This is a genomic window from Clostridium hydrogenum (assembly GCF_021432385.1).
Taxonomy (GTDB): Bacteria; Bacillota; Clostridia; order Clostridiales; family Clostridiaceae; genus Clostridium_S; species Clostridium_S hydrogenum.
Genome location: NZ_JAEACT010000003.1, coordinates 747,463 through 772,592 on the forward strand (window position 1 = coordinate 747,463; position 25,130 = coordinate 772,592).

22 protein-coding genes are annotated in these 25,130 nt (G+C 30.4%); 5 read left to right on the plus strand and 17 right to left on the minus strand.

Going from position 1 to position 25,130, the window contains the following annotated elements:
• Nucleotides 1–154: 154 nt before the first annotated feature.
• From CUEA01_RS16580 to CUEA01_RS16605, 7 genes are all read right to left on the minus strand, one after another.
• Entirely contained in the window at nucleotides 155–1,204 is a 1,050-nt protein-coding gene (locus CUEA01_RS16580) for a BMP family lipoprotein (protein ID WP_234122842.1), read from the minus strand.
• A gap of 135 nt (nucleotides 1,205–1,339) precedes the next feature.
• Complete coding sequence (cdd, locus tag CUEA01_RS16585; protein WP_235699929.1) at nucleotides 1,340–1,747, minus strand: cytidine deaminase; 408 nt, start codon at nucleotides 1,745–1,747, stop codon at nucleotides 1,340–1,342.
• A 22-nt stretch (nucleotides 1,748–1,769) separates the two neighbouring features.
• Entirely contained in the window at nucleotides 1,770–2,555 is a 786-nt protein-coding gene (udp, locus tag CUEA01_RS16590; RefSeq protein WP_234122844.1) for a uridine phosphorylase, read from the minus strand.
• Nucleotides 2,556–2,711: 156 nt separating this feature from the next.
• Nucleotides 2,712–2,852 carry a hypothetical protein gene (locus CUEA01_RS16595; protein ID WP_234122846.1) on the minus strand — a complete coding sequence of 47 codons (141 nt, stop codon included), beginning with the start codon at nucleotides 2,850–2,852 and terminating at the stop codon, nucleotides 2,712–2,714.
• 24 nt (nucleotides 2,853–2,876) lie between these two features.
• Nucleotides 2,877–3,002, minus strand: coding sequence for a hypothetical protein (locus CUEA01_RS24980; RefSeq protein ID WP_268906194.1), 126 nt, complete (start codon nucleotides 3,000–3,002; stop codon nucleotides 2,877–2,879).
• Nucleotides 3,003–3,204: 202 nt separating this feature from the next.
• Complete coding sequence (locus CUEA01_RS16600; protein WP_234122848.1) at nucleotides 3,205–5,484, minus strand: 5'-nucleotidase C-terminal domain-containing protein; 2,280 nt, start codon at nucleotides 5,482–5,484, stop codon at nucleotides 3,205–3,207.
• A 255-nt stretch (nucleotides 5,485–5,739) separates the two neighbouring features.
• Entirely contained in the window at nucleotides 5,740–6,636 is an 897-nt protein-coding gene (locus tag CUEA01_RS16605) for a helix-turn-helix domain-containing protein (protein WP_234122850.1), read from the minus strand.
• 136 nt (nucleotides 6,637–6,772) lie between these two features.
• On the opposite strand from CUEA01_RS16605, the gene CUEA01_RS16610 reads away from it, so the two are divergent.
• Nucleotides 6,773–8,770: a beta-galactosidase gene (locus CUEA01_RS16610; protein WP_234122852.1), complete on the plus strand. Its 1,998-nt coding sequence runs from the start codon at nucleotides 6,773–6,775 to the stop codon at nucleotides 8,768–8,770.
• 699 nt (nucleotides 8,771–9,469) lie between these two features.
• On the opposite strand, the gene CUEA01_RS16615 is transcribed toward CUEA01_RS16610, so the two are convergent.
• The 6 genes from CUEA01_RS16615 to CUEA01_RS16640 form a co-directional block, all read right to left on the minus strand.
• Entirely contained in the window at nucleotides 9,470–10,099 is a 630-nt protein-coding gene (locus tag CUEA01_RS16615) for a hypothetical protein (protein ID WP_234122854.1), read from the minus strand.
• Nucleotides 10,096–10,758: a hypothetical protein gene (locus CUEA01_RS16620; protein ID WP_234122856.1), complete on the minus strand. Its 663-nt coding sequence runs from the start codon at nucleotides 10,756–10,758 to the stop codon at nucleotides 10,096–10,098. Before CUEA01_RS16620 ends, CUEA01_RS16615 begins: the two co-directional genes overlap by 4 nt.
• Before the next feature lie 15 nt (nucleotides 10,759–10,773).
• Nucleotides 10,774–11,640: an ABC transporter ATP-binding protein gene (locus CUEA01_RS16625; protein ID WP_234122858.1), complete on the minus strand. Its 867-nt coding sequence runs from the start codon at nucleotides 11,638–11,640 to the stop codon at nucleotides 10,774–10,776.
• 2 nt (nucleotides 11,641–11,642) lie between these two features.
• On the minus strand, nucleotides 11,643–12,011 hold the full coding sequence (locus CUEA01_RS16630) for a GntR family transcriptional regulator (RefSeq protein ID WP_234122860.1): 369 nt from the start codon (nucleotides 12,009–12,011) through the stop codon (nucleotides 11,643–11,645).
• 369 nt (nucleotides 12,012–12,380) lie between these two features.
• Nucleotides 12,381–13,256 carry a radical SAM/SPASM domain-containing protein gene (locus CUEA01_RS16635; protein ID WP_234122862.1) on the minus strand — a complete coding sequence of 292 codons (876 nt, stop codon included), beginning with the start codon at nucleotides 13,254–13,256 and terminating at the stop codon, nucleotides 12,381–12,383.
• Nucleotides 13,257–13,290: 34 nt separating this feature from the next.
• The gene (locus CUEA01_RS16640; protein ID WP_234122863.1) at nucleotides 13,291–14,244 is read right to left on the minus strand and encodes an AEC family transporter; all 954 of its coding nucleotides are present in this window, start codon (nucleotides 14,242–14,244) and stop codon (nucleotides 13,291–13,293) included.
• A gap of 193 nt (nucleotides 14,245–14,437) precedes the next feature.
• On the opposite strand from CUEA01_RS16640, the gene CUEA01_RS16645 reads away from it, so the two are divergent.
• From CUEA01_RS16645 to CUEA01_RS16660, 4 genes are all read left to right on the plus strand, one after another.
• On the plus strand, nucleotides 14,438–15,868 hold the full coding sequence (locus CUEA01_RS16645) for an anion permease (protein WP_234122864.1): 1,431 nt from the start codon (nucleotides 14,438–14,440) through the stop codon (nucleotides 15,866–15,868).
• 20 nt (nucleotides 15,869–15,888) lie between these two features.
• Entirely contained in the window at nucleotides 15,889–17,520 is a 1,632-nt protein-coding gene (locus tag CUEA01_RS16650) for an NAD-dependent malic enzyme (protein WP_234122865.1), read from the plus strand.
• Nucleotides 17,521–18,272: 752 nt separating this feature from the next.
• Nucleotides 18,273–21,239 carry a diguanylate cyclase gene (locus tag CUEA01_RS16655; protein ID WP_234122866.1) on the plus strand — a complete coding sequence of 989 codons (2,967 nt, stop codon included), beginning with the start codon at nucleotides 18,273–18,275 and terminating at the stop codon, nucleotides 21,237–21,239.
• Nucleotides 21,240–21,276: 37 nt separating this feature from the next.
• Nucleotides 21,277–22,155: a LysR family transcriptional regulator gene (locus tag CUEA01_RS16660; protein WP_234122867.1), complete on the plus strand. Its 879-nt coding sequence runs from the start codon at nucleotides 21,277–21,279 to the stop codon at nucleotides 22,153–22,155.
• Between the two features lie 73 nt (nucleotides 22,156–22,228).
• On the opposite strand, the gene CUEA01_RS16665 is transcribed toward CUEA01_RS16660, so the two are convergent.
• From CUEA01_RS16665 to CUEA01_RS16680, 4 genes are all read right to left on the minus strand, one after another.
• A complete protein-coding gene (locus CUEA01_RS16665; RefSeq protein ID WP_234122868.1) occupies nucleotides 22,229–23,002 on the minus strand; it encodes an alpha/beta hydrolase in 774 nt (257 codons plus the stop codon).
• A 153-nt stretch (nucleotides 23,003–23,155) separates the two neighbouring features.
• A complete protein-coding gene (locus tag CUEA01_RS16670; RefSeq protein ID WP_234122869.1) occupies nucleotides 23,156–23,611 on the minus strand; it encodes a ferritin-like domain-containing protein in 456 nt (151 codons plus the stop codon).
• 336 nt (nucleotides 23,612–23,947) lie between these two features.
• Nucleotides 23,948–24,529: a phosphatase PAP2 family protein gene (locus CUEA01_RS16675; RefSeq protein ID WP_234122870.1), complete on the minus strand. Its 582-nt coding sequence runs from the start codon at nucleotides 24,527–24,529 to the stop codon at nucleotides 23,948–23,950.
• 15 nt (nucleotides 24,530–24,544) lie between these two features.
• Nucleotides 24,545–25,105 (minus strand): phosphatase PAP2 family protein, encoded by a 561-nt coding sequence (locus tag CUEA01_RS16680; RefSeq protein WP_234123373.1) that lies wholly within the window; start codon nucleotides 25,103–25,105, stop codon nucleotides 24,545–24,547.
• Nucleotides 25,106–25,130 lie beyond the last annotated feature (25 nt).

The window sequence follows — 25,130 nt, forward strand, 5'->3', positions numbered from 1 at the left end:
ATTAAGGCCTCCTTTATCATATTCTTTTAGGATATAGCATTTTAACTGTATTACTATTATATAGTAAATTAGCTAATTGTTACTCGTAAAGTCTACAAAAATATGGGGGTTTTACGAGAACAATTAGCAATTTACTGTTTAAAATCACATATTATTATTTACTATATTTTGCATAAGTTGCTTTATCATATGGAACAACTATTGATCCATCTTTAATTTTATCTTCTAATTTCATAGCTGCATCATAAACTGCTGGGCTTAAATTTTTGTTTGTAGTAGGTATTCCTACAGCACCATCTTTTAAACCATAAGTATAAGTTTTTCCTCCGATTTTCTGACCATTCATAGCATCTTCAGAAACTTTTTGAACAGCAACATTAACTAGCTTTAAAGCTGAAGTTAAAACGTTGTTAGGAGCTAAGTATGCCTGATCACGGTCAACACCGATTGCAAATTTATTTGCTTCTTTAGCAGCTTCAATTACTCCTACACCAGTACCACCAGCTGCGTGGAAAACAATGTCATCTCCTGAAGAGAACATTTTTTGTGCAATTGCTTTTCCCTTTGAAGCATCTGAGAAGCTTTCAGCATATTGAACATCTACATTGATTGTTTTTCCTAATTCTTTTGCAGCATAAAGTACACCAGCTTCATATCCATATTGGAATTGATCAATTACTGGGCTTGTTATTCCACCAACAAATCCTACTTTATTTGTTTTTGTTGTTTTTCCTGCTATATATCCAACTATAAATGATGATTCTTGTGCTTTAAAAGTAACTCCTGTTACATTACTTGGTGTTTTATCTCCATAAGAGTTATCTATTATAGCATAATTAACATCCTTATTTTCTTTTGCAGCGCTTAATACCGCATCTGCCATTGCAAATCCAACACCCCAAATTAACTTATTGTTACTATCAACAAGTTTATCTAAGTTAGTAGCATAATCTGATTCTTGTTTTGATTCTAGATAGCTAACTTTTGCACCTGTTTTCTTAGAGAACTGTTGCAATCCTTCCCATGATGATTGGTTGAAAGATTGGTCACTTACACCACCTGTATCTGTTACCATAGCAACATTATATTTTTTAGTTGTACTTTGTTTGTCACTACTACTTGTTTTGTTTGTAGTGCTTCCGCATCCTGCCAATGTGCCCATAATAAGAGCAGCTGACATAATTAATGCAATCCCTTTTTTCATACTTCTTCCTCCTCAGGCAATTCTATTATATTCTTTTATTTTATATCACAATTACTTATGCATTTCAAGTATAATTTCGTTTGTAAATATATACTCTAGAAACATAAATAAAATGATAGTAAAAAACTACAATTATTATAAATCTGCTTCAGTAAAAGACATTGGTAATAGTTCTTCAATATTAGTAATTTTCTCTTCCTTGTGATTAGATAATACTATTGGCGTATTTTTTTCTAATAGCTCCACTAGCACCTGACGACAGGCTCCACAAGGAGTTGCTAAAGTTTTACCTTTGCTTACTATAGCTATTGCTTCTATATCTCCCTTACGATATCCATTTGAATAAGCTTGAAAAATCGCATTTCTTTCAGCACAATTTGTCAATCCATAAGATGCATTTTCAACATTAGCACCTATAAAATGTTTGCTATCCTTAGTTAAAACGCAAGCTCCAACTTGATAATTTGAATAAGGCGCATATGCATTTTCACACGCTTTAAAAGCTATATCTATAATAGCTCTGTATTTTTCTATATTTTCCATATGTAATTAACCTCTTTATATTTTATTTACTTATTTTTTCTTTATCAGCTTTAATTAAATTTCTAAGTCCCTGAATTGCAACCTCTATTGCTGTTTCTGTATCATGAACCTGTATATTTTCTAATCCTGCTTTTTGACGTTCTTGGTTAGCAATTACTAAAAATACTGATCCTACTCTTACTTTTAGATAGCTTCCTACAACAAACAATGCAGCGGATTCCATTTCAGATGCAAGAGTTCCACATCTTAACCAAGCATCCCATTTATTAACTAGTTCATAACCAACAGGTTTAGTTTCTGGTGAATGTTGACCATAGAAAGAATCTTTACATTGAACAACTCCAACATGGTACTGTTTATTTAACTCCCTGCAGCTTGCTACTAATGCGTTTGCAACTTCAAAATCTGCTACAGCTGGAAATTCAATTGGAGCGTATTCTTTACTTGTACCTTCTGCTCTGATAGCTCCTGTAGCTACAACTACATCTCCACCTTTAACATTTATATCCATTCCACCACATGTGCCTACTCTAACAAAAGTATCAGCTCCACACTTTACCAATTCTTCTAAAGCTATAGCAGCAGATGGACCACCTATTCCTGTTGAAGTAACACTTACTTTAACACCATCTAAGTAGCCAGTATATGTAACATATTCTCTATTATCTGCTACAAACTCAGGATTTTCAAAGTGCTCAGCTATCTTTGCACACCTCTTTGGATCTCCTGGCAGTATAACATACCTTCCTACTTCTCCTTTTCCAACATTAATATGATATTCTTTTCCAGAACCTTCCGAGTAAATCATATTGTTACCTCCAATTATCTCTCATATATATAGTGAAACTAGCTCAACTATAAACTATATATGAACCATAATCCCTTGAAGATTGGTATTTTGGAACATAAATAGTTTGCGTTTCGCAGTAGTTTCACTTTAGATATACCGGCTCAACTGCCAAAATCAATTTGCATCATAATGCCCAAAAGACGGCATTTTGATACAAATTAATTTTGAAGTTTCGCATGGTATATCTTTAATACATTCTTTACCGACTATAATCACATTATAAAAAACAAGCATATTTTTTTGCTTGTTTTTCACTTGTGTTAACACCTAAATATTAGTTTAACATTTCTGCACTCCTTCATCAAGTTTTTTTGTATTTATTTCTATATTTTTTTCTATATTTTTTGTATTTATTTTATCCATTTTAGTATTTTTAATTCTTCTATATGGTGAAACTACTTCCAAACTAAAAATTGCAAATGCAAAGTTTATCCTGCTAGCATTACTAAAATTCACAATTCACGATGCACAATTCACAATGAAGGATGATTTTCTGCTGAAACAGAAAATCTTAAAAATAATAAGTTTTAAGATTTTTCTACGCTCGCGTAGAAAAATCATCCTTCATTGTACTCTGTACTCTGTACTCCGTACTCTGTGTTATTTTCTAAGCTGCTTTTTCTTCCTTCTTCTTTTTAGCAGCAATAAACATTATAACTCCTAACATAGCTATAACTGCTCCAAGCTCAACAAGTAAATTTGTATCAACAGCTGAACCCGTCTTTGGAAGTTTTTGCAAAGTTGTTGAAGCTGATTTTGTTACAGCTTTACCATTTGTACTAGTACCATTGCTAGAAGTATTTCCTGTGCCGCTGCCAGTAGCATTTCCAGATGAATTTCCTGTTTGAGTTCCACCACTATTAGCTCCACTAGCACTCATTGCCTTTTGTAGATCATTCCAAGTAATAGCCTTTGAGTTATATTGTGCAAGTGGAATGCTTCCATTATTTATATACTTAACTGCCAATTCTCTTTGGCTAGCATCCCAATTGTTTCCTATTATGCTCCAATTATTGTCGCACTCTGGTGTTATAGTTCCGCCCTTAACATTTTGAATATAGCTTCCTATTAAGTCTCTTATTCTTCCATCACCTAAACCGTCAGTTTTATCTGATTCACCAACTAAAGTTGGAAGGCTGTCATTGGCTCCATATACAGGTCCTGCCTTTAGAAGCTGTGTTCCTGCTCTATAGTTGTTAACTGTCATATATAAAACATCAGAATCATTTATTGGAGTTCCATCCATTTTAGTTAAATTTACAATTCTATGTCCTGGATTTTTTGATATATCTACATTATATTTTACTCCAGAAAACATATCATAATTGTATCCAGGTATTGATGGATTAAATGAAACAGTTAAATCTCCCGGCTTAAAGGTATTATAATATGATGCTGACCATTCCATATATTTTTTTAATTGTGCTCCAGTTATTTTTAGCACATATAAAGTATTATCAAATTCATATATATTGGCAGTATCACACTTCTTAATTGGTCCTTCCGCTACATTTTGACTATCTTTAAACATTGCCGCCGCTGAAACATCTATTTTATGTCCTGCAATTTCTTCACCATAATACATTTGAACCTTGTTTATTAAATCAATCATTGCTGTTGGCTGAAGCTTTGCTTGTCCTATTCCGTTTATTTCATTTTTAGGTGATAAGTCTCCACCCTTCAAAGTTCCTATTGGCGTATTTGCATCATCAATAGCAATTTTATTATAGCCTTGAAGTTCTGCTGTTAAATCTGGATCTGCTCCATAAATAACTCCAGCTTTTGAAGACATATCATATGCAGCTGTAGTGATATTTCCTTTATTTTCGATCACATATTTACCTGTTGAATCTTTTGTAAAGTTTATGTTGATTTGAGAAAGTGTTTTTCCCCACTTATTTGGTTCTACAATTACAGTTCCATTTGCCTTAGCTTTATTATAATCATCCATAGTTGCAGTTTTAGTACTTCCATCCATAGCAGTTGCTGTAACTGTTCCATTACTTAAAGTATATACAGTTTTGTTATAAAAATAATCCCCAACTATTCTTTCATGAAAATGTCCTGCTACAAATGCATCTATTTCTGGACACTCAGAAAGAACATCCATTACACTTGAACCAGGTTCATTATACTCTTCTGTTTCTCCCATATGCTCTACTGCAATTATTGCATTTACATTTTGCTTTTTTAATTCAGCTATAGCATTTTTTGTTTCATCAACTGGATTTGTTACTTTATATCCAGAAAGATTTACTGAATCCCATCTTGTTATATTTGGAGTTACCATTCCTATTATTCCAACCTTAACTCCACTTCTTTCAACAATTGCATATGGTGCTGCAAGTCTTGAACCATCTTTATTATATACATTTCCACAAAGTGTTTTCCCTTTAAATTGTTTCATAACATTTTGAAGTGTTGGTACACCATAATTAAATTCGTGATTACCATAAGTTAAAGTGTCATATCCAATTTTATTCATAGCATCTATCATAGGATTTCCCTTACCATTTAAAAATAGACTCTCTGAATTATCTTGAATTATATCCCCATCATCTACAACAATTGTATTATCTGGATTTTCACTTCTAAATTTTTTTACTGCTGTATATATTTGAGCAAGACTTCCAGAGGTATCTGGTGCATTTATGGCATAATCATATGGCAAAAATCTGCCGTGACTATCCGATGTTGCAAGTATCTGAAGCGATAGTTTGTCATTACTTGCTTTTACCTTTTTAGTATTTTGATTTGAATTAATAGTTTGTACACTTTTGATACTAGTCTCTGCCTTAATATTTACTGGCCCAATTAAAGTAAATGTCATCACTGATGCCAAGGTTAATGTTATGAGTTGCTTAATTTTCTTTACAGAGTTTAACATGTTTTTCCCCCTTAAATTTCAAATAACAAAATATTCAATACATTTTTTTATATTACTTTAAAGTAATAATTTGTTAAGTAATTATTAATTTATTTTTAACATATTTTTATTATTTTGTCAAAATATTTTTAATTTCAAAAATTAAAGGCCATATTTTTATAAGTGTAAAAATTTTAACGTGCAAGACATTGTCAAAAACTTTCACTTGAGTTGCTTAGCAATATTTAAGATTTGCATATAAAATAACTTTTATTGCTACATCTCCTTTCTATACTTATTAGGTGATATTCCTTTCCACCTTTTAAATTGACGGCTAAAATCAGCTAAATTTTTATATCCCAATCTCTCACTAATTTCCTGAATAGAAACTTGAGGTTTTGTAAGCATAGCTTCTGCTTCTCTAAGCTTTAACTTTGATAAATACTCTCTTGGTGATAATCCGTAAACATTTTTAAAAATTTTATAACCATAACCTGAACTTAATCCTACCTTATTAATAATATCTTCTATTTTTATTTCACTACCCCCAAATTTTTCTTCTTTACCTTTTGTTTCATACAAAATTTTTTCTTTTAAAGAAGCTTTAATTTTCTCAGCAATCATTTTTGCATATTTTGAATCTAATATTGAATTTTTAGTATTAGTTACTCTTTTCTCTAATAGCGTACTAATTTCTAATAAAAAATTTGATAAAATCATTTGTATTTGCATTTTTGTTTTAAAACTATAATTCATAGTATAATCAATAAGATTGATAAATTCATAAATATATTTTTTTAATAATTCATTTTCTTTAGATCCATTTTCATAATGAACCTTAGATTTTTGTGTCATCTCCATAATAAAAATAGGATCGTCGATATCAAAGTGAGCACAAAAGTACTCCATGCCGTTTTTACCCGTACAAGTTATTTCATGAACAAATCCTGGAGGTATAATTAGTATATCTCCCTTATTCATGCAATAAATCTCATTTTCTATTAAAGTTTTTTGTTCGCCTTCAATAATAAAAATCATCTCAAAAGCAAGGTGTGAATTAGATGGTACATACCATCCCTTTTGTACCTTTTGAATATGTCCACCAAAAAAACATAAATTCCAATCAAGTACTGGCAGCCTATGTGCATTTGCTAACATTTCTGAACTTTTCATAATACCTCCTAAATTGATTTGGATAAAAACTCAACTTATTTGTCCATATACAAATTACCGAAAAACGTTAATAATAATATTAAAGGATTACCAAAACGATTTCAATAAAATATATAAAATTAAAGGAGATGTTGATTTGGATAAAATACTATATGGAACAGCTTATTATTATGAATACTTACCTTATGAGCGCCTAGAAGAAGATATATCTATGATGAAAAAGGCAAATATTAATCTTGTTAGAATTGGGGAAAGTACCTGGAGTACATATGAACCTCAAGATGGGGTCTTTGACTTTTCCCCACTTGATAAAGTTCTTGATGCTATGAATAAAGCTAACATTAGTGTAATTGTAGGCACACCTACTTATGCCATTCCAACATGGCTCGCAAGGAAATATCCTGAAGTAATGGTAACAACTAAAGATGGTCAAAGAAAATATGGTGCAAGGCAAATAATGGATATTACGAATCAAGTATTTCTAAAATACGCAGAGAGAATTATAAAAAAAATGATAAGTCATGTGGCTAATCATCCAGCAATTATCGGCTATCAAATAGACAATGAAACAAAGCACTATGGAACTTCTGGTGAAAATGTTCAAAAACAATTTGCTATGTATATAAAAGCAAAATTTTCAGGTAACCTAGACAAATTTAACAAAGAATTTGGATTAGATTATTGGAGCAATAGAATCAACTCTTTGGATGACTTCCTATCAGTAGATGGCACTATAAACGGCAGTCTTGGTGCAGAATTTGAAAAGTTCCAGAGGGAAATTGTAACAAACTATTTAAATTGGCAGGCAAAGCTAGTAAGGGAATTAAAAAAGGAAAATCAATTTATTACTCATAACCTTGATTTTGAGTGGCGTGGATATTCTTATGGTATTCAACCAGATGTAAACCACTTTGAAGCTTCAAAATGTCTAGATATTACTGGCATTGACGTTTATCATCCTTCTCAAGAAAATTTTACTGGTGCAGAAATATCCTTTGCTGGTGATATTGCAAGAACTACAAAACATAAAAATTACTTTGTACTAGAAACTCAAGCTCAGGCTTTTAAGGATAGAGTTCCTTTTCCTGGTCAGTTGAAATTAGCTGCCTATAGTCATATTGCTTCCGGCGCAAACGTGATTGAATATTGGCATTGGCATTCGATTCATAATTCTTTGGAAACATATTGGAAAGGAATTCTTAGTCATGATTTTAATACCAATCCTGTATATGAAGAAGTCTCAGAAACAGGAAAGGAATTAAAAATGCTTTCTAAAAAAATTGCAAATTTAAAGATTTCTTCTAAGGTAGCATTTTTAGTAAGCAATGAAAGCTTAACAGCATTAAAGTGGTTCCCTTTTTCCAGTGATAAAAACTATAATGATGTTTTTAGAATTTTATATGATGAATTATATAAATTAAATGTACGAACAGACGTATCAGATGCAAATAACATTAACCTAAAAGATTATGATCTAGTAATAATTCCCTCACTATACTCAGTATCAGATAAAAAACTTGAAGAAATAAACGAGTATGTTAAAAATGGTGGCCACATTTTATGCATGTTTAAGAGTGGATTTACAAATGAAAATGTAAAAGTTAGAACTGAAGTACAGCCAGGAATTTTAAGCAAAGTATGCGGAGTTCATTATGAGATGTTTGTAGATCCTAAATATTCTTCCTTAGACCTAAATCCAAACTTTAATCAAAATGTAGATAAAAAAATAAGTGATTGGATGGAACTCTTAATCCCTGATACTGCAAATGTTTTAGCAAAATACAAACATAAACATTGGGGAAAATATGCTGCCATTACTGAAAACATTTATGGAAATGGGAGTGCAATATACATTGGATGTCTGCCAAGTAAAGAAGTAATTAATGAAGTTTTTAAATACTATCTTGATAAACTTCAAATTTTGAGAGATACGTCTTTATTATTTCCTATTATTTATAAAGAAGCATTAAATGCTGAAAACCATAAAATAAGATTTTATTTTAATTACTCAGATGACGACCAATTTATAATCTCTCAATACGACATGGTGGATTTATTAACACAAAATAGCATCAAAGCTGGAGATAAAATCAAACTTTCTTCTTGGAATTATCTTATTACAGAAGAAAAATAATATAAATCAAAGAATACTTAAAGTGCTAGTATTCTTAAAACATGTGTTGCACCAATAATCAATTTGGTCGTAAATTTTAAATATTGCGAAGCAAAGTGTAGTGCAAAATCAAATAGCCTTTGGTAGGTGGATCAAAATGATGTCAGTGAATAGCATCTTAAAATCTTAAATAGAATTAATAAAACTAAGCGGCAAATTTTTTAAAGCTTAAGAGCTTTAGATAACTCGCAAAAAAACGCTCAGACAATCTAAATCTCTAAAGCTTTAAAAAATTTTCCACTAAGTTTTATACAATTTTATTTAAAATATTTTTTCAATGCTATTCACTGACATCATTTTTCCCTCCACCTACCAAAGGCTATTTGATTAATCCACTATCTCTTTGTTTCACAATATATAATTATTTCCTAACAACTTAATACAGTAATTTTAATGATTTCAGTAATAGATATTGTTTCTGTACTACACCAAAATTCCGTAGGCACGGAGGAATTTTTTCCTTTAAAACCATGTACATTGTGAAGTAAGTGTGTTGTAGGATGATTTAAATAAAATTTTATAAATCTTAGGTAAAAAACTTTAAAAGCCTTAGATGTTTCAATTGTCTGAGCTTCTTTTCAGCGAGTTATTGAAGCTTCTTAGGATTTTAAAGTTTTTTGCCTTAGATTTATTAATTTTATTTAATATCCTGCAATGCACTTAATTCGCAATAAATTTAGAGTATCCATAAGCAGCAATATTAATCAAAGTACAAATTATAATTCCAGATAATATTGTACATCCATAATTATTATGGTCAAAACTTTTTACCATTCCTAAAAATATAAAATGATACTTAGACATAGCTGACAAGGCTAAAAAAACTAATACTACAAGTATTGCCCTAAACATCTGCATATTAATCAATAAAATTTTAATACAACTAATAATCCCAATTGTAACAAAAAAAACAAAAATCGTATCTGAAAAATTATTTATATTTGTGTTTCTTAAATATTTAATCACAGAAATTATTAGTATATATATGAAACCTAATACATTGCTTACTATAAGCGGTGCTAAGCTTGTCACTTGCTTGAAAACTACTGTAGTTTTTATAAATTTTCTATTAAAGCCTATCTCTATATCGTTTCCTAAAAATGGTGCTAATATTAATACTAGCGCAAAAGCCAAAAATAATATTGGCATCATATAATATTTTGAGGTTGGTTTTTCAATGATGAATATTCCAGCACAAGATAATAACACGGCTAGTATAAAATTAAATATACTATATAAAATTTTTTTATAACTAAGATATATCTTTACAGCTCGTATTATATTCTTCACTGTACCCACCACCTATTTCTTATCCTCTTAAAAATAATTGTATATATTATTAGTAAATAAATAACTGCCACTATAAAAGAAAAAATAGCTGTCTTTGGTGTATTTATAAAATTTACTGATTGTCTTTTTACAGTAAATTGGCTAACAACTCCTCCAATTATCCCATAAATAACAGTGGAAGTGATGGCATCGTTTTTTTCGTTTTTAATATAATACGAAAGAATTTGACTTATACCTAATAAAACAACTCCAAGGATAGCACCATAAAATATTTGATACAAATTAAAAAATTCTTCTATTTTTAAAATTATAAAAATTATCTTTAGGAAAAATAAATAAATTAAGTAAAAAACTATTCCTTTAAAAAAACTTATTATCATAGCTATTTTTAGCTTACCATAAGGATTTTTTATGCTCCTAATAAATTTTCCGTAGCCATAGTTATTTCTTATCCAATGGCTGTATCCACCAGGTGAAATAATTGAAATCATTACTATAGAAATAATATATATTGTACTTATGGCCACATCAGTATATCCAACTATCTTCGCCACACCTATAAAAATAAATGTAAGTAAAATACCCATAGCAAATAGTATATATCCTAATTTCACACTAGTATTATAACATTTGTACGCCTTTATAATTTCTTCAATCACTTTAATCCCCCCAAATTAACCCTCAAATTCTTTTAACTTTAAAAGCATTACGACTATTTGCTGAAGTGATGGAGTTTCTACCGCCACGTCAAATTCTTCCACTACTCTATTTATATCACTTGATAACACTATTCCCTCAAATCCCATTGAAGTAACTCTAATTTCCTTAAAATACTTCTTTATGTCATCAATTTCCTTACTATTTCCTGAAACAACTGAATATTTTTCCTTTAAATCATCAACAAATCCCTGCTCAATTATTTTTCCATTTTTCATAACTATTACGTAGTCCGTTGCATACTCCATATCCGCAATATTATGAGTTGAAAAAAATACAGTTTTTTCTCCGTCTTTAACATATTCCCTAAATAAATCACAAAGTTCATCTCTCATTAATGGATCAAGTGGTGATGCAGGTTCATCTAATACCAAAAGTTCTGTAGCTCTTGCAAGTTGAGCTGCTAGCATTAGCCTCATTTGAGTTCCTTTAGACATTTGAAGAATTTCCTTTTTTAAATTGATTTCAAACTTAGCAACCAATTCATAAAACTTGTCTTTATTAAAATTATCAAACCCTGTTTCCATGGCAGTTGCAACATTTTTTACCTTCCAATGTGGATGAAAATAATTGCTATCAGAGACATATCCTATTCTATTTTTAACTTCATTTTCTTCTGCTGAAGTACATTTATTAAAATAATTAATGCTCCCACCATTTATTTTTTGAAAACCCATAATTAAATCTAAAAGCGTTGTTTTTCCAGCACCATTAGCTCCAACTAAACCTACTGTATACCCTTTAGGCAGTTCAAAAGAAACATTACCAAGTTCAAATTCCTTAAATTTTTTATTTAAATTTTCTACTTTTAATATTGTCTCCATAACTATTCAACCTCCATAAGCTTCTTTAAGATATTAATAAGTTCCTCTCCGGATATATCAGCTATTTTACTGCATTCTATAGCATTCATTAAATGTTGTTCTATAAGCCTTAAATGCTGTTCCTTTATCATCTCATCATTTTGTGCATTAACTAAATATCCTTTTCCCTGCTGAGAGGTTATAAGTCCTTCTTCTTCTAAAATCTGATAAGCCTTCATTGTGGTTATGACACTTATCCTAAGATCTGCGGCAAGCTGCCTTATGGATGGAAGATATTCCCCACCTTTGAGTTCACCTTTAAGTATTTGCTCCCGAAGCTGGTTACTTATCTGCTTATACAGTGGCTCTTTTGAATTTTGATAAATTTTCATTTTTCCGCCTCCAACTGTTTATGTGTTATATAAACAGTTTATACAATTATGCAATTATTGTCAACACAAAAATAAAAACCTTTATTCAGAGTACAGCTGACAGAGTACAGAGTACAGTTAAGGATGATTTTCTTCCGCTTTGCTACAGAAAATCTTATAACTTATTTTTGATTGCTTACGCAATCGCGAAATTAATGTTGTTCAGCGGAGCTGAACAACATTTAAGTTTAAGATTTACCTGACGTAAGGAAAGGTAAATCATCCTTAACTGTACTCTGTCATCTGTACTCTGTACTCTGAATAAAGGTTCTCAATATTTAAGATTTGATTATAAAATTATTTTCTCTCCTCTTATCTTTTTCAATAACTCTAATTAAATCTCTTCCTATATCCACACTTCCTGCACAATTCTTCTACTACTTCCCCCTTTGAAAAACCATCAACCATATTGCTTGTTCTTTCCCCATGAATTATTTCAGCAAAGTGTGTATTATTAACATTTCCAAGCTTTATAATACCTTCTCCATCAAGGCAACAAGGTACAACCGTTCCATCTACTAGTATAGCCATATGACTTCTAGCACCATAACAAAAACCTTGGTTTTTATCTTCAGCTTTTTCTAAATCCGGCCATTCAAATTCAAAATCCTGATTTAAATATACTTTATCAGAAACTTTTATTCCCTTACCTGGTTCAATCTTTTCCTCAATTTTATATGGCAAGTTAAATTCCTGTTCAATTATTTGTAGCACCTCTCTATTTCTTTGCCTTTTAATATTTGTAGCATTATCCTTATCTAGATTCCACAGCCTAAGGGATACCAAAGTATCAGTATTAGTTATATCTTCCTTAACAAAAGATATAATATTGCCTATATACTCATCTTTATTAGTTCCACCTTCATTTCCATCAAAACTATGCAAAGAAAAATTAACTAATCTTAAAGCAGGTTTATTAAGTAATTTATGTTTTACTTCATTTATAAGTGTACCATTAGTTGTTATATTCACCTTAAAGCCCTTTTCATAGCTTAAATCTAAAAATTCATCTAGCTTAGGATGTAATAGTGGTTCACCTTTTACATGCAGATATATATAATCTGTATATGGTTTTATCTCTTCCAAAATCTTATTAAAGGTTTCTAACTTCATAAATTCAGGCTGCCTCTTTGTTTGCGGACAAAAATTACAAGCAAGGTTACACACATTAGTAATCTCTATATAAATTCTTTTTAATTTCTTCATTCGTTTATCTCCATTCATTATGCTTTAAGATGCCTTATATAATGCTTAAGGTTTTTAGCAAATATATTCCAATAAAAATTGTAAACATAGAAAAAAAGGTAGTTAAAAGTACAACATCACCTGTAAGTTCATAATCTGAATTCATTTCCTTCGCCATTACATAAGATGATACTGCTGTTGGTGCACAAAATAATATAAAAAGTGCACCTATTTCGTATTTTCTAAATCCAATAAAATAAGCTGTAGTTATAACCGTACCTGGAACTAATATAAGTCTTCCAAAAGTAGCTATTAAACTGTACTTTAAATTTACCTTTGCACTCTTAAATTTAAACTGAGCCCCTAATGTTATAAGTGCTAGAGGTGTACCCAAAGCAGCTACATCATCTACCGCCCTATAAGCAAACACTGGAAGCTTAATTGAAAAAAGCTGAAATATTATTGCTAAAAATGATGCTATAATAAGAGGATTTTTAATTATTTGTAATAAAGTCAATTTTATTTTTTCTCCTATATTTCCAGTTTCTTCTTCAGCAAATACAGTAAGAAGTACAACTGCTAAAAAATTGTATGTTGGAATTGCAACTGGAAGAAGTAATGCTACTGATGCTATATTGTTAGTTCCAAACATATACTGAGCAATTGGAATTCCTAAAAGTACAAAATTGCTTCTATACATAGTATGTATCATCGCTGATGCTCTTCTTTTATCCTTAATGAATATAGGAACTATTATTGAAAACACTATTATTGAACAAACTATAGCTGAAAATGCAAAAATCATAAGTTTTCCATCAAAAACTTTAGCAAACTTAGCATCATATATATTTTTAAAAAGTAGTACTGCAAGTCCAACTCTAAAGTTAAATTTTATGGCCATATTAACAAATCTATCATCAATAAGTTCTATTCTTCTTAAAAAATATCCCAAAGCAACTACTAAAAATATTGGCATTATTACATTAAAACTAAATATTAAGTCACTCACTGCCAGTCCTCCTTGTCCTAATCATATATTTATCTATTTTAACACTAAATTTATTAAATTATAACTAAAATCACTTCATAACAAGAATTAATGTTATAAATAATACTTATGACCTGATAATTAAACGATATTTCACGCTCAAAGTATATAGAAGTATAATAAATTTGAAGAAACAAGAAAGGAAGTCTTAGATGTGGAAAACGGTTCCAAAAAAACATTACTTTCTAGCATGTACACAAAGCTTTTCATAGCCTTTGCTGTTGGTGTTATACTATGGTTTTTACCTTGTCCTTCTGGTATTAAACCTGTTGCCTGGCACATGCTAGCAATATTTATTGCAACAATAGTAGGTTGCATACTAAAACCATTACCAATAGGTGCTGTAGCTATAATTGGTCTAACTTTATCTACTTTTACAAACACTACAAAAATAGACACTGCACTTTCTGGCTTTAGTGAAAGCAGTATTTGGCTTATAGTCATTGCTTTCTTTATATCAAGAGGTTTTATAAAAACGGGGCTTGGTTCTAGAATAGCTTACCAATTTGTAAGGCTATTTGGTAAAAAAACTCTTGGTCTTTGCTATTCAATTATATTTTGTGACCTTGTAATAGCTCCTGCAACTCCAAGCAATACTGCAAGAGCTGGCGGAATTATTTATCCTATAATAAAATCACTTTCTGAAGCCTTTGGTTCAAAACCAGAAGATGGAACAGAAAGAAAAATAGGAGCTTTCTTAATATTTTCTGAGTTTCATGGAGATGCTATAACTGCTGCTATGTTTTTGACTGCTATGGCTGGAAACCCGCTTGCGCAAACTCTTGCAAAAGGACTTAATGTTAACATTACCTGGTTTGGTTGGTTTTTAGCTGCCTTAGTTCCTGGTGTTGTATCACTTATTGTTGTACCTTTTATAATATACAAGCTGTATCCACCAGAAGTTAAAGATACACCAAATGCACCAAAAATGGCAAGAGATGCCCTTTCAAAAATGGGACCATTAAAAAAAGAAGAAAAATTTATGACTTTAGTTTTTATCATAATACTTTTCTTATGGGTAACAGGAAGCTTTACACATATAAATGCAACACTTACAGCTTTAATTGGCCTTTCTCTTTTACTTCTTTTTAAAGTTATTGATTGGAATGATGTAAAAAGTGAAAAAGGTGCTTGGGATACCCTTATTTGGTTTTCAGTACTTGTTATGATGGCTGATCAGCTAAATAAACTTGGATTAATAAAATGGTTTAGTAATTTAGTTGGAAACGCTGTTCATGGTTTTAGCTGGCCTATAATATTGCTTATTTTACTATTAGCATATTTTTATATACATTATATATTTGCAAGTGCAACAGCTCATGTAAGTGCAATGTATTCAGCATTTCTTGGAGTTGCTTTAGCTGGAGGTGTTCCTCCTATGCTTGCTGCTTTAACACTAGGTTTTTTCGGAAACTTATTTTCTTCAACCACACATTACAGTAATGGACCTGCACCTATTCTTTTTGGTTCAGGTTATGTAAGTCAAAATAAATGGTGGAGTTTAAACTTTATTCTTGGTATAGTATACTTTATAATATGGCTTGGTTTAGGCTCCATATGGTGGAAAATTATTGGAATCTATTAAAATTAAAAGGAGTGCTATAAATGATTAACTTAAAAGGACAAGATTTATTAAGAAACCCATTTTTAAACAAAGGAACAGCTTTTACTGAAGAAGAAAGGGAAAAATATGATCTCACAGGTCTTCTTCCAAGCGCTGTAAGAACAATTGATGAGCAAGAACAAATTGTATATGAAAGAACAAAAGCTTTTGAAGATAATCTTGAAAAACACAATTACCTTATGAATTTATTTGATACAAACAGAACTCTTTTTTACTATGTAGTTGGAAAGCATGTTACTGAATTTCTTCCAATAATCTACACTCCAACTATAGGTGATGCAGTTATAAATTATTCTAAAAACTATGAAACACCAAAAGATGCTGTATTTCTATCTGTTGATCATCCAGAAAACATAAAAAAATCAATTGAAGCAGGATTAAAAGATCTTGATGAAATTAAACTTATTGTTGTTACAGATGGTGAAGGAGTTCTTGGAATTGGAGACTGGGGAGTTCAAGGTGTTGACATTTCAATAGGAAAACTTGCAGTATATACCGTTGCAGCAGGTGTTAATCCTAAGAACGTTCTTCCTGTAGTAATTGATGCTGGAACAAACAATGAAAAACTTTTAAATGATCCACTTTATCTTGGAAATAAACATAAAAGAATTACTGGAGAAAAATATGATAACTTCATTGATGAATTCGTAAAAATTTCTACAGAGCTTTTCCCTGAAGTTCTAATGCACTGGGAAGATTTTGGTCGTGGAAATGCAAGTAGAATATTAGAAAAATATAGATCAAAAATTTGTACCTTCAATGATGATATTCAAGGTACTGGTGTAATGATGGTATCTGCTATGAATGCCATTGCAGAAGTTACAAAAATCCCTGTAAAAGACCATAAAGTATTAGTATTTGGTGGTGGTACCGCTGGAATTGGAATTTCAGATCAGATACTTCTTGAAAAAGTTAGAACTGGTAAATCTGAAGTGGAAGCAATAAAAGACTTCTATATCATAGACAGATACGGACTTGTTACTGAAGACATGGAAGACTTAACAGATGGACAAAAGAAATATGCTAGAAAAAAGGGTGAATTTGAAAAACCATTAACTGATATTGCCGACATAGTAGCAGCAGTAAAACCTACTGTTCTTATTGGATGTTCTGGCGTTCATGGTGCTTTCTCTGAAGCTGCTGTAAGGAAAATGGCTGAATTAAATGAAAGACCTGCAATTATGCCAATTTCAAACCCTACAAGACTTGCAGAAGCAACTGCAAAAGATCTTATAGAATGGACTGATGGAAGAGCCTTAGTAGTAACTGGAAGTCCTTCTGCTCCTGTTGAATACAACGGTGTTTCTTACAAAATAGGTCAAGCAAATAATGCTTTACTCTACCCTGGTCTTGGTCTTGGAATAATTGTTGCAAAAGCAAAGACAGTTTCAGATGCAATGCTTTCTGCCGCTGCACATGGAATTGCAACACTTCAAGATCTTTCAAAACCTGGTGCTTCAATACTTCCACCTGTTGCAAGACTTAAAGAAGCTTCAAAATTAGTTGCAACAGCAGTTGTAGAGGCAGCTGTTAAGGATGGGTTAAATAGAGCCCATATAGGTGATGCTAAGGAAGCTGTTGAAAAAGAAATCTGGGAAGCTAAATACGAATAGAAATGCGAAGTAAGAGCATTTTGGAACATTAAATAGCAGCAATAAATCTAAGAGGAATATTCTCAAAATCCTAAGAACTTTCAATAACTCACTATCGTTCAGACAAATTGAAAGTTCTAAGTCTTTTGAGAATATTCCTCTAAGATTTATAAGCTGTTATTTAAATCATTCCAAAACGCTCTTACTTCACAATTACAGTGGTTTAAGGAAAGAACACATACCAGAGGCTTGGGCGTAAGCCCATTAAGATTCTTGAACCTATATCATTAATTTCTAATGCTCCATTTCAAAGACATAAATTAATCAAAAATATTAGTGTGCCTACGGAATTTGGGGCTAGTGCAGAAAATTTGATTTTTTACCAAGTAATATTTTAGAAGATGCTAATTGGTATATTAATTAATGAAATTATTTAAACATTGTGCTGCAGCTCCATTAATATTATTTAACCATTTCTTATTAATTTCTAATTTATCATTAAGACTATAATTTACAACTAGGCTTCAATTCATATATCATATTTTTACAAAAATCAACTATTAACATAATCATTATTGACCTTTCTTTATTTTTATGCGACAATTTTCCATGTAAATATATAGTAAATAAATTTTATAGTTTCACTATAGAGCATGTGAAAAATATAGGTATTCTTTTTTATTAGCAGCTCTATAGGCTTTATGTGCAATATAGTAAAACCTATAGAATACCCTTTTTCACATCCTCCTATATATATTCTAAAGGAGAAGGTAATGAAAAAATACATAAGAACCCCCAAAAAAATTTTATGTCTTCTTGCAATTATATTTATAGTTCTTCCATTGTGCAGCTGCAGTAAAAAGGTTGAGCATAAAAGCATAACTGCAAATAGCGGTGTAATAGATTTAAAAAATTGGAATTTTGACGTTGATGGAAACATTAACCTTGATGGCAAATGGCAATTTTACTGGAATAAACTTTTATCGCCAAAAGATTTAAAAAATAATTTCGTTAAAGCTACTGGTTATTATCCAGTGCCAATGTATTGGACAAAATATGAAGGCTTGCATTTACCTGCAAAAGGCTTTGCTACTTACAGACTAAAAATAAAAACTAATGGTAAACTACAAACTTTAGGTCTAAAAGCTCCTGAAATATATACAGAATTTAAACTTTGGATAAATGGTAAGCTTATTGACGAGCATGGAAGTTTTACTGATGGGAAAGTTAAATTTCTTAACCCCAAAGCATATTCTTTTGCTAGTGACACAGACACTATTGATATTGTTCTTCAAGTAAAAAATTATTCTCATGGAAATGCTGGAATTGGACAAAGCTTTATATTAGGTAACAGTGATGCAATATATAAGCAAAGATACTATGCAATAATTAAAGAAATGGTACTAATAGGAATATGCTGTTTTGCAGGTCTTTATCATCTAATATTATTTTTATTTAGAAAAAAAGAAAAAAATCTCTTATTTTTTGGATTCTTCTGTTTAGCTATTGCACTAAGGACAATTCTTACAGGTGAAACTTCCCTTATGGAGTTTTTTCCAAACTTACAATTTGCGTTAACCTCAAGAATATCAACAATTTCCGTCACGCTTTGTATGCTGACCTTTATTACTTTTACTTATTATCAATTTGAAGAAGAATCTCCCAAGCTGCTAACGAAAACATTATTAATTTTAAACGGAATATATTCTATAATTATAGTATTTGCTCCTACCTTTGTGTATTCATCTATGTTTCAATACTACTTTTTTATAATACTTGCAAGTGCCATTTTAATTATATATATATCATTTAAATGTGCCCTAAAAGGCGGCATTACTGCAATTATATTCTCTATTGGAGTACTTTCCTTAGTTACTGCTGGTATGAACGATATGCTCTATTATCTTCAAATAATAGAAACTGGTTACTATGTTGATTTTGGTTTTGTATTATTCATATTGGCACAATCTATGTTACTTTCAATAGGCTTTGCTAATGACTATAATATTATAAAAAAGCTTTCTCAAAGGTTACAAATGTTAGACAAATTAAAAGATGATTTCCTTGCAAATACCTCTCACGAACTTCGTACTCCACTAAACGGCATAATAGGCATAAGCGAATCATTAATCGACGGTGTAACTGGAACACTACCAGCAAAAACAGTAGAAAACTTAAAACTAGTTGTATCAAGCGGTAAAAGATTATCAGCTTTAATTAACGATATATTAGATTATTCAAAATTAAAAAACAACGATATAATAATAAAAAATCAGGAGGTTGATTTCAAGCAGCTTGTTTCCGTTGTAATTACAATAATAAAGTCAACAAAGCCCAACAACAAAGTTTTATTTATTGATGAAATATCAAATAATTTACCTTTAGTACAAGGTGATGAAGATAGATTGCAGCAGATTATGTACAATATCTTAGGTAATGCAATAAAATTTACTAAAGAAGGGTACATCAAGGTAACTGCAGAAGAAAAAAATGAATTTATAGAAATATGCGTAGAAGATACTGGTATTGGAATACCTAATGATAAACTTGAAGATATTTTTAAACCTTTTGAACAAGTTGAAGAATCTTCTCAAAGAGAATTTGGAGGTACAGGTCTAGGTCTCCCCATAACAAAAAAAATGATTGAACTGCATGGCGGAAGCATATGGATAGAATCAGAAGTAGGTAAGGGTTCAAAGTTTTATTTTACATTAAAAAAAGCTTTAAGTTCACCACAAGCTCATACACTGGATGATAAATTATTTAATACAATGGATGATACTCGCAATAAATTATCAGAAGTTATTAACAAGAATTCTTTTTCATCAACTGAAATAGAAGATAACAGTTCCTTTAAAATTCTTGTAGTAGATGATGAAAAAATCAATTTACAAGTTCTCAGTAACATATTATCTTTTCAAAATTACACTATAGATATAGCAATGAATGGATTAACTGCCCTTGACTTAATAAAAAATAAAGCTTATGATTTAATTCTTCTAGATATAATGATGCCTAAGATGTCAGGTTATGAGGTGTGCAAAAGAATAAGAAAACATAACACTATATATGAACTTCCAGTAATAATGTTAACAGCAAAAAATCAGCCTGGAGATATAAGTGCAGCTTTTAGTCTTGGTGCAAATGATTATATTATAAAACCTTTTGATAAAAATGAACTTCTTTCTCGAATACAGACACAATTGACTTTAAAAAATGCTGTGAAGACTGCTATTGATAATGCATATTTCGCCAATATAGATGGATTGACTGGTTTAAACAATAGAAGATGTTTATATGAACTTGCTGAAAAAGAATTTTTGACTTCTAAAACTAATTCCTCTTCTCTTTCAGTTATAATGTTAGATATAGACTTTTTTAAACAATTTAATGATACCTATGGACATGACGTTGGAGATACAGTATTAAAAAATGTAGCTTCAAATATAAAAAAAGTACTTAAAGAACAAGATATTGCTGGTAGGTATGGTGGTGAAGAATTTGTAATTATACTTCCAAACACTGGTCTTGGACAAGCTGTAATTTCTGCTGAAAACTTAAGGCTTACAATTGAAAACATGAAAATTAATATAAAAAACAAAAAACAGATTAACTGTACAATAAGTCTTGGAGTAGCTACCATTAATGAAAATTTCAAAAATATTGATGATTTAATCAAAGCAGCTGATATAATGCTCTACAAGGCAAAAGAAAACGGTAGAAATATGGTATGCAATTAAATGTTGTATCCTATTTATTGTATAAAGGGGTTGTACTATGAACTTAAGAGATTTAGAATACTTTAATTGTCTATGCAAAACAAAAAATTTTACTGAAACTGCTAAGGTACTTTATGTTTCACAGCCTTCTGTAACTATGGCACTTCACAGACTTGAAAAAGAATTGTGCGGAAAACTTGTTGTGCGAGATCATTCCTTAAGCAAATTTTCATTAACTGAGGCTGGAAAAATTCTCGAAAAACATGTTATTAATATATTTAACGAATTAAATGAAACAAAATTTGAAATTTCTAAAGTTGTTGGACGCAAAATTAAACTTGGAGTTCCTCCTATAATAGGTGCTTATTTTTTCCCTACATTTATGGAACAGTTGGTTAAGAACGGAGTTGCAGAAAATATTGAACTTGTTGAGACAGGTTCTGCTGCCATGAAAAATCTAATTTTATCTGATGAAGTTGATATGGCTCTAATAGGCTCGCTTGCTCCAATAGAATCAACTGATATAGCTGCAACTATTTTAAAAATAGATAAATTTATGGTTTGCATGAGCAAAAATCATGCGATTTCTAAAAAAGAAAGCCTAAATTTTAAGGATATTTCAAAGGAAAAGTTTATTGTTTTAGGAGATGCTTATATACATAATGAAGTGCTAAAAAATATATTTTTAAAAAACGGTGCTTCTTTAGATAACTTTTATTCTACAGACGAAATTCAAACAGCCAAATCCCTTATTGGTTCTGGACTCGGAATAGGTATAATGATACATATGGCTGTTAAAAACATGCCTACTATTAAAACAGTACCTCTTGCAGAACCTATAAATTTTTATATATCACTTGCAATAAAAAAAGAACACTATATGACGCCAATAGAACAAAAAATCAAAAAAGTTTTACTAAATGGAAACCAATGCTAGTTTTCAATAACTCTCTATTTTCCGTAGATAGTTTGTACGTTCAATCAAACTATCTACTATTCCTTATATTCTGTTAATTCAACATTTTATCAAAATATTTTTTTGTAACTTCAATAACTTCTTCTTCCCAAGAATTCTTTTCAAATATATGATTTGCACCGTCTATAGTTTTTAATTCTGATTTTTCTCCATAAATATTTAAATACTTAAGTGAAGTACTGAAGGGAACTATTTCATCCTTATTCCCATGAATTATAATTGATTTTTTATCATATTTAGCTGCCCTTTCAAATATATTTATCCTTTTTATATCTTCAACAAAATCCTTTCCAAGCAAAAGCCCTTCTACATCAAAAGTTCCTTTTTTCATGAAATCTCCATACTTGTCTCCTATATACACCTCAGATAAAATAACTTCTTGCATGTTCCCTGCTGGAGCCCATAGACAAAGAGTATTAATTTCATTTTTTCTATCCCCTGCTATAACACTAGCAATGGCCCCTCCCATGCTAAAACCGAGTAATGCTATTTTTTCTTTATCCACAAAATCCAATTTTTTAACGTAATCTAATATATTATTAGCATCTTTAATTTCTCCCCCAAAAGTCATAGCTTTAAAGTCTCCGTCACTTTCTCCGCTACCCGCAAAATCAAATCTAACACTTGCAATCCCCAATTTTTCTAAAGCCCTAGATAACTTTACAAATATAAAGTGTGGCCCCATCCTATTCCCACAAAAGCCATGATAAATTACTACCATTGGTACTTTTTTATCTAAATTTTCTGGAATATGCACACTACCCCTTAAGGTTAATTTTCCACTTTTAATTTCAACTGATTTTTGCATTTTGCCCCCTCCTTATTTCCTACTTTTCTTATATATTTAGTATATAAAATTACATGTAATTTTGCAATAAAAATTAAAAATATTTTATGACATAAAAATCCCCTATAAGTTAGTAGTTTTTTCAACTACCTTACAGGGGATTTTTGCTACAAATTACTTATTTTTAGTAAATAAATAGTTAAATCTAATAGCATGTTCATTTTCATCTGTAAATGCATCCAAAAATATTTCTTTTGCAGCTACATTATTAGTACACATAAACGTATCTTTATAAAATGCATAAGTATCTGTTTCATCCATAATTGCTTTTCTAATACCCGTTAAATAATCGGGTATATTAGGTTTTTGTGGAGGTGGTAACATAGGATTTCTACCAGTAAGCTGTTTATATAGCTTACTGAAGTTATTAAAGTGCTCTCCCTCATCCCCGTAAATTTTTGAAATAATATTTTTATCTTCCGAATCCTTTGCCATAGTTAACAATCTTTTATAAAATTCCTGCGCATCTTGTTCACCCTTTAACGCCTCAATTAGCCTTTTTTCAAGATCATTACATATAGCAATGTACGCATTTGCCATTCTCATATATGGACATTCTTTAATATACATCAAATATCTCCTTAAATATTGTTAGGTATTACTAATAGTATATAAAATACTATATCATTTTGTTCTCAATCTAAAATTATCGCGAACCAACTTAATCAATTTACAATTCACAGTTCACAATGCACAATGAAGGATGATTTGCCTTCCTTACGTCAGGTAAATCTTAAATTATAAGCTTCGCTTAGCACCATAAATGGTGCTATTGCGTAAGCAATAAAAAAAATAAGTTTTAAGATTTTCTGTAGCTTTGCTACAGAAAATCCACCTTCATTGTGAATTGTGCATCGTGAACTGTGAATTGATTTAATTAGCAATGTTTAAAATTTATGACTTAATTTAGTTATATAGTGACTTCCCCCCCAACATTATTAACGCTTTCTTTTCAACTATTTCATATAAACTTTCAACTTTATTTCTCAATTTTAAATTATAAATATAATTTGTTATCCAAACCATTATATATGCTCCTATAACGTCACTTGGATAGTGATGCCCAACATATACTCTTGAAAATCCTACAATAACTGATAATCCCATTAATATCCTGCTAAATAATTTATTATACTTTGTAAATCCTAATGCTATACTCATTGTTCCAGTAGCATGATCACTTGGAAATGATGCATCCTCTACATGAGGAAATAAAACATTTACCTTATTGTGAACGAAAGGTCTATCTACATAATATATATTTCCAATAATGAAACTCAAAATTAAATTAATTACTGTAATAAAAAAAGTACTAACAACAACCTTTCTACAATGAGCATCCTTTTGCATAATGCCCAAAATAAATATTATTAAAACAGCTGCCATAAATATATACGGTACATCCTTTGAAAAGAAAATCATTACTTTATCTAAAATTGAATTTTTATTTGCTAAGTTATTTATTAATCTAAAAATCTCCATATTCATTCTTATTTATCCTTTCTATAATGCATTTTGACAAAAAACAGTAAGCTTTGTTATATAATCTCCTTGTAGAATCATAAACACTAATTTGGAGCATAGTATTCCAATTACAATTCCAGCTATAACATCTGTAGGATAATGGACATACAGATATAATCTTGATAAAGCTATTAATAACGCTATTCCTATAAATATAAGCTTGTACTGACTCCAATATTTCGATAACACTTCTGCAACTGCAAAGGAAGATAAAGTATGCCCAGAAGGAAAAGAATATGATACTGGTTTTTCAATTAAAAGACTGAGGTTATTGTAAAAGTTACAAGGTCTAACCCGTCTAACTACATGTTTTACTATTCCCTCTCCAACAATAGTACTTATTATTAGCGTTAACACTACTATATTTCCAATTTCTCTGTATTGTTTGTCCAACATTAAAGCTAATGCTATTACAACCCATATAATACCCAGATTTCCCATCCCTGTTATTATAGGCATTATTCTATCTAAATACTTATTTTGAATGTATTTTTTAATAGCAACTAAAATTGAATTATCAAACTTTTGTATTGAATACATTATCTTCATTGCTACATCCATCCCT